This window comes from Microbacterium sp. AC026 (assembly GCF_979258475.1).
Map to the genome: position 1 here is coordinate 917044 of NZ_OZ409857.1, position 15628 is coordinate 932671.

The following is a 15628-nucleotide window of genomic DNA, read 5'->3' on the forward strand; positions in this document are numbered from 1 at the left end:
AGAGAGTCAGCCGGCCAGGAGCCTGGGCGTACCTGCCTCGTACTCGACGAGGTCTCCGGTCTCGCCGCGGCGATACGCTCGACCGCCGATCACGAGCATATAGATGAGGAACGCGGCGAGGGCGGCGACGCCGATGCCGATCTTGACCGGCCAGGGCAGCGCCCACCCCGTCACGAATCCCTCGATCAGTCCGGACACGAACAGCGCGAAGACGAGTCCGATCGCCACTGTCGCGAGCGAGCGTCCCTCGGACGCGAGTGACTCGCCTCTCGAACGGTGTCCCGGCGCGACCCACGACCAGAACAGGTGCAGACCCGCCGCAGCCGCGACGAAGATCGACGTCATCTCCAGCAGTCCGTGCGGGAGGATGTAGAGGATCATCACATCGACCTGGTCGTGTGCGGCCATGACGGCGCCCGACACGCCCAGCCCCATCGCGTTCTGCACGAGGACGTTGATCGGCCAGATGCCGGTGATGCCGAACAGCACGCATTGCAGGGCGATCCAGGCGTTGTTCCACCAGACCATGCCCATGAACACCGCGGCCGGGTTCTCGGTGTAATAGCCGGTGAAGCTCTCGTCGGCGTACTGCTCCAGCAGGTCCGGCGGGCCGAGGGTCGCGAGGAGTGCCGGATCTGCGGAGATCCATGTCGCGGTCCCGACGACGATCGCGATGAATGACGCCGCGATCACGAGCGTCGTCCAGCGCAGTCGATAGAGCGCGGCGGGCAGCTGCAGCGAGAAGAATCGGCCGGTCTGGGTGAGGATGCTGTCGGACGCCCCGGTGAGTCGCAGCCGCGCGCGCACGAGGATCGTCGAGAGGTACGCACCTTGAGGCGACTCCCCCACCGAGGTCTTGAGCTCAGCGAGATCCGCGGACGCCGCGCGGTAGCGGACGATCAGCTCGTCGACGCCCGCGCCGTCGAGCCGAGCACGGCTCAGCTGGTCGAGCCGTTCCCACTCGGCGCGGCGTGCATCTGTCAGCGCATCGGCATCCACCTGATTTACTGTACTCATGTCCGCTGCGCTCGATGCATCCGACGAGGTCCTCTCGGGCGAGGCCGTCGCGATCGACGTGCAGCCGATCGGCTTCGTGTTGCGAGCCGCGGGCGCGATCATCGACCTCCTGGTCGGCCTCGCGGTGTTCCTGTCGACGATCTTCCTGCGGATCTGGCTCCTCGACATCGGCGTCCTGACCCAGGCGACAGACACGATCGCCTTGATCGCCTCGATCGTGATCAGCTTCGTGGTGCTGCCGATCACCATGGAGGTCGCCCTCAAGGGCCGCAGCCTGGGCAAGCTCGCCGTCGGGGGTCGGATCGTGCGACTCGACGGTGGCGCGACCGGTTTCCGCCATGCGTTCATCAGGGCACTCCTCGGCGTCCTCGAGATCTACATGACGCTGGGCAGCATCGCGGTGCTCGCCGGAGCGTTCAGCGCCCGCTCGCAGCGGCTGGGAGACATGGTCGCCGGCACCTACAGCCAGCGCGTGCGCACGCCGAAGCTGATCCCGAGCGTCCCCGTGCTGCCGCCGATGCTCGCCGGCTGGGCGCAGATCGCCGATGTCGCGCGCCTCCCCGACCGTCTCGCGCGCCGCATCTCGCAGTTCCTGCAGAGCGCTCAGCGGATGGTCCCGTCAGCTCGCGCCCGAGTGGCGCAGGATCTCCTGACCGAGGCATCGCCGTTCGTCTCGCCTCTGCCTCAGGCCGCCCCGGAGGTTGCGCTCATCGGCATCACCGTGCTGCGGCGCGAGCGGGAGCGCAGAGCGCTGGAGAACGCCGACCGCCGAGCGGAGAAGCTCACCGGTCGACGCGTCGGGGCCTGAGCACACCGGTCTCTTCGCGAACCCCGGCGCCGTCAGAATCGGATCGCGTCGATCACCTTGACGCGAAGGGCGACCAGTGCAGGGATGAAGCCGGCGACGGCGCCCACCAGGATCGACGCGGCGAGCCCCACGAAGGCCGCGCGCATCGGGAACGGCGGCACGTCCTGGATCCCGTAGAACAGCGAGGTGACGACCCAGTCCGAGCGGAGCACCGCGACGACGATCGCGATGCCGACGAGCCCCGCCACCGTCGTCGCGACGAGGCTCTCGAGGAAGACCGAGAAGAAGACCCGGCCCGAGGTGGCGCCGAATGCGCGACGCACGCCGATCTCACGCACTCGCTGCCGCATCGCGACGAGCTGGATGTTGATCAGACTCAGAGCTCCCAGCGCGAGGATCACGGCAGCGATGCCGCCGGTGACCATCTCGAAGGTCGCCTGCGCATCCAGCGCACCCGGCTGAGCAGCCCAGTCCGAGCGGCTCACCGACACCGTCTGCCCGTCCGGGAGCCCTGCGCGAAGATCCATGGCGAGCACGGGTGCGATCTCGTCGACCTGCTCCTGTCCGAGCCAGACCTCGTACTGCGGCCAGGCGCTCTCCGGCAGAGCATCGACGCGGGCACGATACGCGTCGTAGAGGATGTCGACCCGAAGCTCCTCGTCTCCGAACCCCTGGCGAGGCACGACACCCACGACCTGATAAGTGCCACCCGCAGGCCCCGCGAGCGTGAGAATCGGATGCTCCGCGACGGGCGTGCGACCGATGCGATCCCACAGCGCCTCCGTGATCACGACGGGCGGGGAGAGTGCGTCGGCATCCGCATCCCGCATCCATCGGCCCACGAGCAGCTGCTCGCGGTGGATCTCGGAGTAGAGCGGATCGATCAATCGTGAGTTGACATCGACGATGCCGTCCGGCAGCTGCACCGGAACGACCATGCCCTGCGCGATCCGGGCCGTGTGGCTGAACTCGAACCGCTCGGTGACGCGCGTGAACCTCTCATCGAAGGCGTCGAAGTCGACCGGCGCCCCGTCGTCGCTGCTGATCGTGACGACCAGGGTCGCCGCCCTGCCTCCCCAGCGATCCGACTGCTCCGCCTGGAACTGACGCTGATATTCGGAGACGGCGACGACCCCGGTGAGGGCTGCCACCGAGACCGCGATGCCGATCAGGCTGAGCAGCACACGCAGCTTGTGGACGCGGATCTCCGCCCACGCATCCGACAGCGCTCCGAGGATGCCGGTCATGACGCGGCTCCGCGACGCGAGTACGGCATGGCCGGCATGCTGCCGGGTGTCGGCATCTCGGCCCCGGTGGACGCAGCCGCCGGTGCGGATGCGGCCGGGACGGATGAAGAGGGAACGGATGCGGAGGGAACGGACGCCGCGAGGGTCGAGGCTTCGAAGGCGCGGCTGAGATCCGCAGGCTCGAGGACCCCGGCGTCGAGTCGGTAGTGCCGTCGGGCACGGGCGGCCACATGGAGGTCGTGCGTGATGGTCACGAGCGCCGCGTCGGTCTCGGTCGCGACCTCGTCGAGCAGCGACATGACGGACGCGCCCGTGTCGATGTCGAGTGCGCCGGTCGGCTCGTCCGCGAGGATCAGCACGGGCCTGCGCACGAGGGCCCTCGCGATCGCGACCCGCTGCTGCTCTCCTCCCGAGAGTCGATCGGCGACCTGCTCGATGCGATGACCGAGGCCGACTCTCTCGAGCATGTCAGCGGCGATCTGCCTCCTGTTCCAGAACAGCCGACCGCGCGCATGGCCGAGTGGCATCATCACATTGTCGAGCGCGGTGCGCCCCGGGAGCAGATTGAACTGTTGGAACACGAAGCCGACGTTGTCGCCGCGCAGCCGGTCCAGCCGCCCCGACCGCATCCGACGCACTTCGCGATCCTCGAACGACACGGAGCCGGTGGTCGGAGCGTCGAGCATCCCGAGGATGTTGAGCAGCGTCGACTTCCCGGAGCCCGACCTGCCGACGATCGAGACGTGATCACCCGCACTGACCTCGAGCGTGATCCCTCGCAGGATCTCCAGCTCCGAGTCGTCAGCGAGCCGGACGCTCTTCGTCACATCGCTCAGCGCGACGAGAGTCACCAGCTGACCCCGCTGTCGCACTGCTCGACTCCGGGAGCCACCTCGTAGCAGACCTCCTCGACCGGGGCGACGAAGCCGGGGACGAACTGGCGGATCGACTCCCCCTCTTCGAGGCCGGAGACCACCTCGACCATGGCCCCGTCACTCACGCCGAGCTCGACCGCTCGCTCTTCCGGTTCAGCGCCGTCGCCGGCATCGACCCAGACGTTGCCCGTGCCCGCGCCACCCTGCACAGCGGTGACCGGCACCACCAGGGCGTCATCCACCTGCCCGAGCGCCAGATCCATCGTCGCCGGCAGACCGGCGAAGACGACCTGGTCACCGGGCACCGCGCATCGCACGCTCGCTGTGCCCTCGGCGCTCACCTGCACCCGCACTCCTGTGCACACGAACGGCGCGGGCCCCCGGTGATCGTCACCGATGCGTCGGCCGGCGCATTCACCAGGCGGTACAGCTGGACCGGCTCGACGGTCGCGAGCAGGTGGTAGCGCGCGGGCGTGAGCGTGAAGATCTCGGTTCCGGTGGATGTCGCCTGACCCTTCACGAGAGCGATCTCCGAGACGTCGCCGGCCTCCGGCGCGACGACGTCCACATCCTTCTTGGGCTCGTCCTGCCTGATCGTGAAGAGCTTCTGCCCCGCCGCGACGGTCGCCCCGTCGGGGACATGCACCGCGACGACCGTTCCGGTGATCTCCGACCGCACCGGGAACGCGTCGTCGCGTGCGACGTTGCCGCTCAGGGTGAGAGCGTTCACCACCGAGCCCCGTTCGACCGGGATGACGGGATCGACGATCGACGACTCGGGGCTGACCATCGCCTCTGTGGCGTCCGGGAAGAACGCGATCTTCACGAGAGCCGCGGCGCACGCACCGAAGACGAGAACGAGAAGAAGAGGGAAGATCCAGCGTCGCCAGACGATCACGGCTGCCTTTCCGGCGGCGCCGCCCTGGCGCATCCGCGGTCAGCGTATCGGCATGCGTCGATGACCCACCCGCCCCGAGGCGGCGTGTCCCCGTCGGCGATGCGGACGGTATATCAGGCGCGAAGCGCCTCGTGCCGGACGACGAGCCATCCCGCGGGAACGGACAGGCGGTCCGCATGCTGTGCGCACAGATCGTGCGCGTTCGGGTGGCGCGCCATCCCCAGGGGCCCGAGCGCGGCCATCTGATCGCCGTAGTCGTAGGTGAGAGTGGCCACGGCCTCGCGCGCGCAGCCGACCTTAGAGCAGAGTCTTCCGTCCATTCACGCCAGGCTACGTCGAGGTTCATCGGATGAGCGGATGCCGCGCCGCCGCGCCCGTCGGACTCGGCCTAGACTTTCGCTATGCCCCGTCGCTCCCGCACCTCTGACGCACCCCGCCGCGGGGCCAGGCACGGGCGCCACGGTCGGCTCGGACGCAGCGAGGTCGTGCGCCCTCCACTCGCCCCTCTCGACGGGCGCATCGACCGGTTCGATCTGACCGTCGGCACTGCGGTGGAGTTCCTTCGAGGAACCTGGCCCGAACTGCAGGAGGTGCGGTTCGAGATCGGCGCCATGCCCGCGTTCGAGGCCGCAGACGAGGTCCCGCGCTGGTACCTCGATCACGAGAAGGCGCGCATCGTGCTCTTCCGGCTTCCCATCGAACGGCTGCTGCCGCCGGGACACGACGACTCCGCCCACCGCAGGATGGCGATCGAGAGCGCCGTGTTCAGAGCTGCGGCCGAGTACGTCGGCCGCGAGCCCTGGGACCTCGGCGGCCACGAGCACTGAGCTCAGAGACCGTCCTCGCCGGTCCGCGGGTCACGGGTAGACGGTGATGCTCTGCTGCGCCCCCGCAGCCGGCCATACCGGCCAGACCGCGAGCGCTCCGGGCGCGCTCATCGTGACGGAGGCATGCACCGGCGCCGAGGTCGACAGCGCATACACCGTGCGCGGCGTCACATCGACCGACGCCGACGAGTGGGCGGGGACAGTGACCTCGACGGGCTCTCCGCCCGATGTCGATGCGACCTGCACCGTCGCATCGACATCCTCGTCGTTGGCGAGCACGAGGCGCGGCGTCGGCCCGGCAGGAACGGCGACGTACACGTCATCCTCGAGCTCCGGCGCCGGCGTGACCCAGGCGAAATCGTCCTGCGGCCCGGCGACATCCTGCTGCCGCACCGCGGCGAGCACAGGGTTGTCCGATTCGATGCTCATCGTGTAGTCCCCCGGCGACAGCGCGGAGAGCGACAGCTCGGTGGGTGCGTCGGCGGTGAGCGGAACGGTGAACTCGTCGGCGATCGTCGACGCACCGACCTCTCTGACCGTCACGACGGCCTGGGAATCGACCTCGGGTGACATCAGCCGCAGAACCGCCATGTCTGCGTTGTCGCCCTGGTTCTCGAAGACCTGGATGCCCGGGAGCACCGGCTGACGCTGCGCAGCGGGAACCGCATCCTGCAGGTCGATGCCCGAGGGATCGAGGGTCCGGGTGAGCGACGACTGCAGTACAGCGCGCACGGGCGACCCTGTCGCGGTCACCTTGACGATCGGGAAGTCCGATCCGGCGGCGATCGATGACAGCGCGAGCGCGACCTGAGACTCCGCGGGGACGATCACGGTGCTGGACGCCCGCGCAGACCCGAACACGCCGAGAGAAACAGTGGAGGGCACGACCCCGGGGTTCGTGAGAACGATCAGGTCCTCGGTCCCGGTGGCGACCGTTCCGCCGACGAGCCACGACTCGATGCCCGCAGGACGGCAGGGCGCCGCGGCGAGACCGAACAGGTCCGCCTCCTGCACGCTGACCGACTCCGTGGCGCCGAGCAGCGGCGCCTGGCGTCCCTTGACAGGGCCCACGAGGCGTTGCGCGGATCCGCCGTCGGCGAGGTCCTTCGCAGGCAGGGGACTCGACTCCGGTCGCCCGGATGACCCCTCGGAGGTCAGTTGGGGAGACGCCGCCGACACCATCTCGAGCGGGTTGGAGGGATCTCGACCGACCGCGCGAAGGTCACCGTTGCAGACGAGAACGGTGTCACCCGGAAGGGGCGCCACCTGCGCCTGAGCGGGCTCGTGCGAGACAGTCGGCCACGGCGCGGTGATGCCGACGACGACACCGACGACGCACGCTCCTGCGACGACGGCGCCTGTCAGGACTCGAGCGCCGGTCGCCGCCACCCGGAATGCGCGGTTGCGGGTCATCGCCGCTCCTCCTCACCCTGTTCGGTCGACGGATGGGCCTCGACTGCCGCATCCGGCTCGGGCCCGTCCGAGGGCGCGGCGTCGGCTGTTGCGGCTGTCTCAGCGACCTCCGGATCGCCGTGCGGTTCTGCGGCGCCGTCGCGGTCCTCGGGGTGCCGAGGCAGCACGAGCGGCTCTTCCGGTGCTCGTCCGACGATGCGCGAGCGGGCGCGGGCTGCTCGCCGCGACGCACGTGTCGGCACGGACAGCAGCAGCGCCGCGAGCACGAGCACGAGCTGGACCGTGATCACGAGGCGCGCTGTCGCCTGCTGAGCGGCCGAGAGCGGAGCCCGTGGCGAGGCGTCGGCCTCGAGCCTGTAGAGCACACCACGGTCGGTCGAGCCGGCCTGGACGAAACCGGCCCGCTGGTCGAGCGATGTCACCGCGGCCGTGCGCAGAGAGCGAGCACGGTCCGACTCCTCACCCGAGACCTCTGCGAGCAGGACGTACGAGATCCCCGTCCGAGCCAGCTCATCAGCCGCATCGAAGTCCCTGGCCGAGAGCAGATCGACCGCGAGCGTCGTGAGGTCGGAGCCGCGCAGCTCCGTCGCTGTCGAGAGGATCGTCGTCTGGGCGCTCAGCGTCTCGCTTCCGCCCCACGCCACCTCGATCGCCAGGCCGCCGTCGTTCTGCGGGGTGAGCACGAGGGTTCCGATCTGACGGTCGGCACCCGCCTGCGCTGCGACATACGCCGGCAGCGTCGATGCGGGACCGTCTCGGAGCTCCGATTCGTCCGCGTGGACCGCGGCCAGGGCAGGAACAGCGCACACGGCGATCGCAAGACCGGCGACCGCCGCGCTGAGCACCCGGACCCGTGGCATGGTCACCGCGGTGTCGAGCGTCACGAGGGCGGCTCCGGTGACGCCGATCCACGCGAGGCTGAGACCCGATCCCGGCCAGATGGCGACGGGAGTCCCCTGGGCGAAGGACACGGCGACTCCCACGGCCAAGAACGCGGTGGCCAGGCCGCAGAGCGCGACGAGCAGAAGAGTGATTCCGGCTCGCCAGCGCGGGGCGACCGCTGATGCGAGAGCGAGGAGCGCGAGCGGGGCGAGCAGCACCCCCACCCACGGCGCGAGCTCGAGGCCGAGCCACGTCGCCCACCCGGCCATGTCACCGCTGGGGAACCCGCTGGCCAGCGCGAGCCTGCCTGCGGCATCGGCAGCTGCCTGCGGACCGGCCCAGATCGAGCCGGGATCCGCGAGCACCGCGAGGATGTCTCCGCGGCTCAGCTGCCAGACCACGAGCGGCGCGAAGAGGGCGACGGCGGGAATCGGCACCCAGACCAGGCGGACGGCTCCGCGGATACGAGCGCCCGCGAGGGTGATGCCGAGCGCCACGACCCACAGCAGGAGGAGTGCCGGGGCGAGCGAGGGCGCACATGCCGTGACCGCGGCGAAGAGGAGCGACGCTGCACCTGCCGCGCCCCACGAACGATGGGCCACCGCCCCTGCGTGGAAGAGCCAGGGCAGGAGGAGGTGCACCAGCACAGCGGCGGGGCGACCGTCGACGAGCGCGGTGAGGAAGGTGGGAGCGAGCGCCCACACGATTCCGGCGAAGATGCGCAGACCCGCACGATCGGTCACTCGCGTGGCCGCGAACCAGCCGCCGAGCACGGCGAGGGGCAGCGCCAGCACCCAGAGGAGCACGAGGGAGAACGACGGGGCCGCCGGCCAGAGGGAGCCGAGCACAGCGAGCACTCCGGAGAAGGGATCCGCGGGGCCGACGACGTCGACTCCGAGACCGCGCAGACCCCAGGCGGCGTCATTCCACAGCGCACCCACCGTCGACCGCAGCGGAAGCAGCGCACCGCCACCGAGCACGGGCCACGCGAGGATCGTCGTGAAGGTCGCGATGCTGACGACGAGGGCGCCCAGCACCGCCCAGGCGCCGCCGCCCGAGAAGAACCGGAGCTCACTGACCGCTCCGCCCTCGCTGCCGTGGCCGTCATCCAGCCGACGACGAAGATCGGAGCTGCTCACACGCAGCGGGGCGATGCTCGACCAGCTCGAGGTGCGGAAGGAGCGGATGCGAGAACGAGACCGCGCGATCGCGCCGAAGCGGAACATCGCCGTCACCGCAGCCGCCCACTCGGGCGCGACGGCCTCCGGCCTCTTGCCGATCAGGTCGGCCATGGATCGCCAGAGCGCGAGAGGAAGCAGAGTGAGCCAGTGCAGCGGGACGGAGATCGCCGGGGCATAAGCGAGGCGGCGGTGCAGCTGGGCGAGTCTGGTCGCGAACGCGCGCCTGCCCCGCGCGGTCGGAGGTGTCCCTGGTCCGTCCGGAGACACGGATACGCGGGCCGAGGGCGCGAGCACGACGCGTCCGCCGCCGAGGCGGGCACGGACTCCGAGGTCGAGACCCAGGTCGGCTCCCGCGAGCGCCGGATCCGGACGCAGCGCATCGCGGACCTCGCCGCGGATCAGCATGCCGCGGATGTCCGCACCGAGCGCGTCGTCGCTGGCATCGTGCTGTCCTTGGTCGAGCTCGCCGCCGGCCAGCTCCACCGAGCGCCCCAGAGTCGTCATGCTGACGCCCAGAGAGACGATCTCGCGGTCGTTGTCGGTCTGCACGAGCTTGGGCGCCACGATCGCCGCCGACGGAGATCGTTCGAGAGTGCCGATCAGGCGCTCGAGCGCTCGCGGGTGCGGAGCGGTGTCCTGTGCGAGCAGCCAGACGGCGCTGCCCTCGAGTATGCGGGGTCGGGCGAGTTCGACGGCATCCGCGAATGAGGTGTTGCCGCGCGCCTGGATGATGCCCTCGACTGTGCTCGTCACGGCCTCGCTCTCGCGAGCCGACGCCGCGTCGCCGCACATCACCAGGGTGATGGCGGCTGCGGGCGTCGTCTGGGAGCGCAACGCATCGAGTGTGCGGAGCAGCTGCGCGCGGGCGGAGGAACCGGGGCGCGCGACGATGATTGCGTGAACTCGGGCTGGCATGACGTGGTCAGCCTATGCGTGCGACAGGAATCGGGGGCTGACCCGACCCGGCGTGGCCGCGAAGCTATGAACGCGGACGAATCACTGCCGGGTCAGCTCGCGCGACGCTTGAGCTTGCGGCGCTCGCGCTCGGAGAGCCCGCCCCAGATTCCGAAGCGCTCGTCGTTGTTGAGCGCGTACTCGAGGCACTCGCCGCGGACATCGCAGGACGTGCAGATCCTCTTGGCGTCGCGGGTCGATCCGCCCTTCTCGGGGAAGAAGGCCTCAGGATCAGTCTGCGAGCACAGTGCATCGCTCTGCCATGCGAGAGCATTGTCATCGTCGGTCTCGACCTTGCGAACCCCGGGAACACCGAGGTTGATCGGATCGACGAACCAGTTCTCCGGTACGTCTGAACGGTAACCCGTCATCTCGCTCTCCAACCCCTAAATTCCGCCCCCTCGGCGGGCCGTGCTCAACTAATTACACCCGTGTCATTCCCATCGGTCAAGTCGCGGATCGTAAACCCTCAATCCGGTCTTGAAGGTTCTTGACCTCCGTACGGCGTGTCGCACGTCCGCCCGAGGAGTCAGCGGCCGGAGGCGAGATCGCCGGGCGATGCGACGAACGCCTCGCCCTGGCCGCCGACGGTCAATCGAACCTCGTCGGCGGACGCGAACGCGACGGTGCCGACCGGAACATCGAGCACTGCACCGTCCGCACCGCCCACCCTGACGCGACCGGACGTCGCAAGGACCATCGTCGGTCCGTCCACGTCGATGACGACGTCCTGGCCGTCGAGTTCGACCCTTTTCAGCGAGAAGTCCGCGACGGGCACCGGGTACTCCGTGATCGCACCATCCGTCGTCGGGCGCAGCACGGGCACCTCGCCGGTCGTCGTGTCGAGGACCGAGAGCAGCTCGGCCACATCGATGCGCTTGGGCGTGAGACCGCCGCGCAGGACGTTGTCGCTCGCCGCCATGATCTCCACTCCGAGACCGGCGATGTAGGCATGCAGGAGCCCGGCCCGCAGGAAGATGCCCTCGCCCCTGCGAAGCACCACGTGGTTCATAAGCAGCGCGACGACCACACCGGGGTCTCCCGGATAGGTCTCCGCGATCGCCGCCACACCGCGGAGCGTCTCGGCCCATTCCCCCGACGCGGAGGCTGCGGCCGCGCTCACACAGGCGACGACGTCGTCGACCACGGACCGCGCATCGCCGGACAGCAGCCAGCCGATCGTGTCGCGCAGGACGTCGCCCTCACCGCGGAGACGATCAGCGAGTTCCTCGACCCCGGCGCTCTGCCCCAACTCCCCCAGCAGGCCCAGGGTGTCGCCGACGGGGCGCAGCCCGCTCAGGGATTCGAACCGTTCGCTCAGGGCGACGATCAGCTCGGGCTTGTGGTTGTCATCGCGGTAGTTGCGAGTCGGGTCCGTGGCGTCGAGCGTCGATTCCTTCGCCCACCCGGCTCTCGCCTGCTCGACGGTCGGGTGCACCTGGATGGACAGGGGCGATGCGGCCGCGAGGAGCTTGAGCAGGTACGGCAGAGCACCGCCCGTGACGGCGTCCAGCGTCCCGCCGCCCTGCACGTCGGACGGGTCTCCCGGGTGGTCGCCGAACCACACCTCCGCCTCAGGCGCACCCGTGGGGGTGCGGCCTTCCAGGTCGGCCAGGAGCGTCGGGGATCCCCACGCGTAGTCACGGGGTGCATTCGAGAGACTGAGCAGCATGCCACCAGGCTATTGGCAGGGAACCCACGGTGCCACGACCGTCCCATCGGTGACTCCCGACTTCCGCGCGGTAGCCTGAACGCGATGGCGCAATACACGAAGCACCCGGTCGCCGCCCCGCCCGCCGCTCCCGAGCGCGAGTCCACGGGGCATCTTCTGCTGCGCGGGTACATCGGCCTGGTGCTGTTCGCGACCTTCGCGCACTCGGCGGTGTACAACCTCGTGGGCGAGATCGGCGCATTCATCACCCTCGTCGTGTTCCTGATCGCGACGCTCTCCATCGGCGTTCCGATGATCGCCCGTCGCAGACCTGCCGCGTTCGCGTGGCGTCGCCTCCCCTGGGCCGCCGTCGCTTACACCACGCTGGCCCTGCTCTCGATCGCGTGGTCTCAGTGGCGCGGAGCGACCGTCATCACCTGGGTCCTGCTCGCCACCGTCACGGTGAACGCGCTCTTCATCGTCCACGTGCTGACCTGGCACGAGATCGTGCGGGCGCTCGCTTCCGCGTTCAAGTGGATCCTCGGCCTGTCCCTCGCGCTCGAACTGTGGGTCGCCCTTGTGGTCCACGCTCCGATCCTGCCGAACTTCTTCGTGCGGCCGGACGGCGAGACCGACGCCCACTGGTACTGGGTTCGCGGCAACCTCGTGGACGGCGGCCGGATCCAGGGCATCGTGGGCAATTCGAACGTGCTCGCCATCATCTGCCTGTTCGCGATACTCACCTTCGGCGTGCTGTTCGCCGCGCGCACGCGCTGGCGCACCACTCTCGCGCTCTGGGCCCTCCTCGCGGGATACTTCCTCGTCCGGGCCGGATCCGCGACGGCATACGTGTGCGCCGCCGCTGCCGCCGCAGTCCTGGTCGTCGCCCTGCTGATGCGCCGCGCGACGTCTCCGGGCGCACGAACACGACTGTATGTGCTGTTCATCGGCGGTGCCGTGGTCATCGGATCCGCCGTCTGGCTCCTGCGTGAACCCCTGTTCGCCCTCATCGGTCGCAGCGCAGACCTCACCGGGCGCTCCGACAAGATCTGGGACAAGGTCCTCGCGCGTGCCGCGGAGCATCCGATCTTCGGCAACGGGTTCTCGAGTCCCTGGGTCCCCTTCGATCCTGCCTTCGCCGGATGGATCGAGGATCACGGCATCACGGTGTTCCACGCGCACAACATGTGGCTCGACGTCCTGATGCAGCTGGGCGTGGTGGGGGTCGTCCTCATGGCTCTCGCCTATCTCAGCCTGCTCTGGCGTTCGTGGTTCTTCGCCATCGACCGCCCGCGCTGGGATCTGAGGTCGGACCGCGACTATTCGGCGATCACTCTGCTTCCGAGCCTCTTCACGGTCGTGCTGCTCGTGCAGGGTCTGACGGAATCGACCCCGATCATGCTCTGGGGCTGGATGCTGCTGGTCCTGCTCTCGTTCAAGATCAAGGTCGTGCCCCTGGTCGGCGTCGGTGAACGCGAGCGTGTGATCGAGCGCGGCGAGCGAAGCCGGCGGGTTCCGTGACGCCCGAACGTCGTCTGAGCGATCTGCTCGGCTCGGCCGAGTTCGCCCGCGCGTACACGATCGCGGTCCTCACAGCGGTCTTCTCGTCGTTCGCGATCGAGCACATCGCCTCATCGGTCACCCTCGCGACGATCATCGCCGTCCTGTGCGTCGTCGGCGCCTGGATCCTGTGGGTGCGCAGGGAGGAGCTGTCGCTGCTGCGGATCGCTCCCTCCTCGCTGCTGGCCTTCCTGGCGTGGGCCGCCGTCAGCATCGTGTGGACGACCGACAAGTCCGACACCGCTTTCGGTTGGATGGAGCTCTTCGGCTTCGCCTTCCTGGCGATCACCGTCGGCCACATCCGCGACACCCTCCAGACCGTCCGAGCCCTGGGCGACTCGCTGAGGTTCCTCCTCCTCGTGTCTCTGGGCCTGGAGCTCCTCTCCGGCGTGCTGCTCGACACGCCCTTCCTCTTCCTCGGCATCCAGGGAGACCTGGCCGTCGGCGGACCCGTGCAGGGGATCTTCGGCAGCAGGAACATGCTCGGTTTCGTCACCGTGATCGCACTCATCACTTTCGTGGTGGAGTGGCGGTCGCAGTCGCTGACCGCTCGCATCGCGATCCCCTCGATCGCGCTCGCGGCGCTGCTGGCCTTCTTCTCCTCCTCCCCCACCGTGCTCGTGCTCGCGGCCGCAGTCGGCGTCGTCGCCGTCGCGCTCGCGATCGTCCGTCACACCCCGCCCGAGCGGCGGACCATCGTGCAGTGGGTGCTCGGTGTCCTCGTCGCTCTCGCCCTCGCCGCCGCGTTCGCACTGCGCCATGTGATCATCGCGCTGCTCGATGCCGGGTCGGACTTCTCGATCAGAGCGACCCTGTGGAACACGATCCTCGATTTCGTCGCTCTCAAGCCGGTCGAGGGGTGGGGCTGGTACGGCGCGTGGGCCCGCGGAGAGTTCCCGTTCACGTACATCAACTTCCTGCTCGACGACCACCACCAGAGCGCGCTGAACGCGTACTTCGACGTCCTGCTGCAACTGGGCGCCGCCGGCCTCGTGCTCTTCCTCCTGTTCGGCGGCATCGCCACCGTCCGGTCCTGGCTCGTCGCGAGCGCTCGACGTTCGGTGGTCTACGCCTGGACCCCGCTCATGCTCGTCACACTCGCCGTCGAGTCGATGTTCGAGAGCTTCACGATCGTCGGCGCGGGCTGGTTCATGCTCGTGCTCTGTGCGCTGCGGGCCGGCCAGACGAGGTCGTGGCGGGAGAACATCGACGCCGCGCACACCGGAGCGATCCCGACGCTGCGTCCCGAACGCTGACCTCCGCGCCGCGCCCTCGGCGGATTCCGAACTGCTCCGGGTAGGGTGGATCTGCTCGCGGCGCCCTGCGGGCCCCGAGCCTCCGGAGATTTCACCTCGTGACTCACGCCCCCTTCGACCCGGCCTCCGCGACGATCGTCATCGTCACGTACAACCGGTCTCACCTCCTGACCGGCCTCCTCGAGAGCATCACGGCGATGGACCCGAAGCCGGGCCACGTCGTGATCATCGACAACGCCTCGTCCGACGACACCACCGAGGTCGTCGACTCCTTCCGTCCTCGGCTCGGCACCGAGATCATCTACCGACGCCTCGAGACGAACACCGGTGGGTCGGGCGGCTTCAGCGAAGGCATGCGCACGGCGTACGAGCTGGGTTCGGAGTGGATCTGGATGATGGATGACGACGTCGAGGTCGTGACCGACGGCCTGGCGAAGATGGGCAAGTGGGCCCCGCGGTTCAAGAGCATCCAGGGCCGCCGGTACGACTACGACGGCAGCGAGTTCTACTGGCAGTACCGGATCGCTGAGCGCATGGGCATCCCGATCCCGTTCGCGCCGTCCGGGTTCGATGCGTCGGGCTACAAGGAGATGAACAGCGGATGCTTCGAGGGCATGTTCATCCATAGGTCCATCGTCAGGCAGATCGGTCTGCCCGATCACCGCTTCTTCATCTACTGGGATGACCAGATGTACGGATGGCTCGCCTCGCGCAAGACCACTGCGGTGATCGTCGACGAGTTCGTCCTGCGACGCACTCGCGAGATCAAGCAGTGGGACATGGGCATCCGCCACATGAACGCGTCGAGCAACGCCTACCGGTTCTACATCATGCGCAACCGCGCATACATCAAGCACTACTACCGCGTGCACGGCAACTACAACCCGGTGCTGTTCGGACTCGGGACGTCGATGACGTTCGCGAAGGAGCTCATCCGTCTGCTGTTCGTCGAGCGCACGGTGCGAGGAACGAGCAACCTGTTCCGGGGGCTCAAGGAGGGCGGCAAGCTCGGCCGCGATCGCTCCTGGACGCCTATGCCCGCTCTGGAGGATTGACATC

15 protein-coding genes are annotated in these 15628 nt (G+C 68.9%); 5 read left to right on the forward strand and 10 right to left on the reverse strand.

Annotation, left to right across the window (positions count from 1 at the left end):
- Nucleotides 1-6: 6 nt before the first annotated feature.
- The gene (locus tag ACZZ93_RS04740; protein ID WP_053095656.1) at nucleotides 7-999 is read right to left on the reverse strand and encodes a stage II sporulation protein M; all 993 of its coding nucleotides are present in this window, start codon (nucleotides 997-999) and stop codon (nucleotides 7-9) included.
- 16 nt (nucleotides 1000-1015) lie between these two features.
- Between ACZZ93_RS04740 and ACZZ93_RS04745 the strand changes: the two genes are divergently transcribed.
- On the forward strand, nucleotides 1016-1825 hold the full coding sequence (locus tag ACZZ93_RS04745; protein WP_053095655.1) for an RDD family protein: 810 nt from the start codon (nucleotides 1016-1018) through the stop codon (nucleotides 1823-1825).
- A 32-nt stretch (nucleotides 1826-1857) separates the two neighbouring features.
- On the opposite strand, the gene ACZZ93_RS04750 is transcribed toward ACZZ93_RS04745, so the two are convergent.
- The 5 genes from ACZZ93_RS04750 to ACZZ93_RS04770 form a co-directional block, all read right to left on the reverse strand.
- Nucleotides 1858-3072, reverse strand: coding sequence for an ABC transporter permease (locus ACZZ93_RS04750; RefSeq protein ID WP_320487955.1), 1215 nt, complete (start codon nucleotides 3070-3072; stop codon nucleotides 1858-1860).
- A complete protein-coding gene (locus ACZZ93_RS04755; RefSeq protein WP_372984452.1) occupies nucleotides 3069-3923 on the reverse strand; it encodes an ABC transporter ATP-binding protein in 855 nt (284 codons plus the stop codon). The genes ACZZ93_RS04750 and ACZZ93_RS04755 overlap by 4 nt, the downstream gene beginning before the upstream one ends.
- On the reverse strand, nucleotides 3920-4288 hold the full coding sequence (locus ACZZ93_RS04760) for a hypothetical protein (protein WP_463510569.1): 369 nt from the start codon (nucleotides 4286-4288) through the stop codon (nucleotides 3920-3922). The genes ACZZ93_RS04755 and ACZZ93_RS04760 overlap by 4 nt, the downstream gene beginning before the upstream one ends.
- On the reverse strand, nucleotides 4285-4878 hold the full coding sequence (locus ACZZ93_RS04765) for a biotin/lipoyl-containing protein (protein ID WP_463510570.1): 594 nt from the start codon (nucleotides 4876-4878) through the stop codon (nucleotides 4285-4287). The genes ACZZ93_RS04760 and ACZZ93_RS04765 overlap by 4 nt, the downstream gene beginning before the upstream one ends.
- 80 nt (nucleotides 4879-4958) lie before the next feature.
- Nucleotides 4959-5165 carry a DUF3499 family protein gene (locus ACZZ93_RS04770; RefSeq protein ID WP_053095653.1) on the reverse strand — a complete coding sequence of 69 codons (207 nt, stop codon included), beginning with the start codon at nucleotides 5163-5165 and terminating at the stop codon, nucleotides 4959-4961.
- A gap of 165 nt (nucleotides 5166-5330) precedes the next feature.
- On the opposite strand from ACZZ93_RS04770, the gene ACZZ93_RS04775 reads away from it, so the two are divergent.
- Nucleotides 5331-5672, forward strand: a complete 342-nt coding sequence (locus ACZZ93_RS04775; RefSeq protein ID WP_053095652.1) for a metallopeptidase family protein — start codon at nucleotides 5331-5333, stop codon at nucleotides 5670-5672.
- A gap of 30 nt (nucleotides 5673-5702) precedes the next feature.
- Here the strand turns inward: ACZZ93_RS04775 and ACZZ93_RS04780 are convergent, their stop codons facing one another.
- From ACZZ93_RS04780 to manA, 4 genes are all read right to left on the reverse strand, one after another.
- Nucleotides 5703-7085, reverse strand: a complete 1383-nt coding sequence (locus tag ACZZ93_RS04780) for a DUF5719 family protein (RefSeq protein WP_463510571.1) — start codon at nucleotides 7083-7085, stop codon at nucleotides 5703-5705.
- Nucleotides 7082-10063 (reverse strand): glycosyltransferase, encoded by a 2982-nt coding sequence (locus tag ACZZ93_RS04785; RefSeq protein ID WP_463510572.1) that lies wholly within the window; start codon nucleotides 10061-10063, stop codon nucleotides 7082-7084. Before ACZZ93_RS04785 ends, ACZZ93_RS04780 begins: the two co-directional genes overlap by 4 nt.
- A 92-nt stretch (nucleotides 10064-10155) precedes the next feature.
- A complete protein-coding gene (locus ACZZ93_RS04790; RefSeq protein ID WP_072591048.1) occupies nucleotides 10156-10473 on the reverse strand; it encodes a WhiB family transcriptional regulator in 318 nt (105 codons plus the stop codon).
- Nucleotides 10474-10631: 158 nt separating this feature from the next.
- Nucleotides 10632-11774 (reverse strand): mannose-6-phosphate isomerase, class I, encoded by a 1143-nt coding sequence (manA, locus tag ACZZ93_RS04795; protein WP_463510573.1) that lies wholly within the window; start codon nucleotides 11772-11774, stop codon nucleotides 10632-10634.
- An 84-nt stretch (nucleotides 11775-11858) separates the two neighbouring features.
- On the opposite strand from manA, the gene ACZZ93_RS04800 reads away from it, so the two are divergent.
- From ACZZ93_RS04800 to ACZZ93_RS04810, 3 genes are all read left to right on the forward strand, one after another.
- A complete protein-coding gene (locus tag ACZZ93_RS04800) occupies nucleotides 11859-13274 on the forward strand; it encodes an O-antigen ligase family protein (RefSeq protein ID WP_463510574.1) in 1416 nt (471 codons plus the stop codon).
- Nucleotides 13271-14569, forward strand: coding sequence for an O-antigen ligase family protein (locus ACZZ93_RS04805; RefSeq protein WP_053095648.1), 1299 nt, complete (start codon nucleotides 13271-13273; stop codon nucleotides 14567-14569). The genes ACZZ93_RS04800 and ACZZ93_RS04805 overlap by 4 nt, the downstream gene beginning before the upstream one ends.
- Before the next feature lie 98 nt (nucleotides 14570-14667).
- Nucleotides 14668-15624: a glycosyltransferase family 2 protein gene (locus ACZZ93_RS04810; protein ID WP_463510575.1), complete on the forward strand. Its 957-nt coding sequence runs from the start codon at nucleotides 14668-14670 to the stop codon at nucleotides 15622-15624.
- Nucleotides 15625-15628 lie beyond the last annotated feature (4 nt).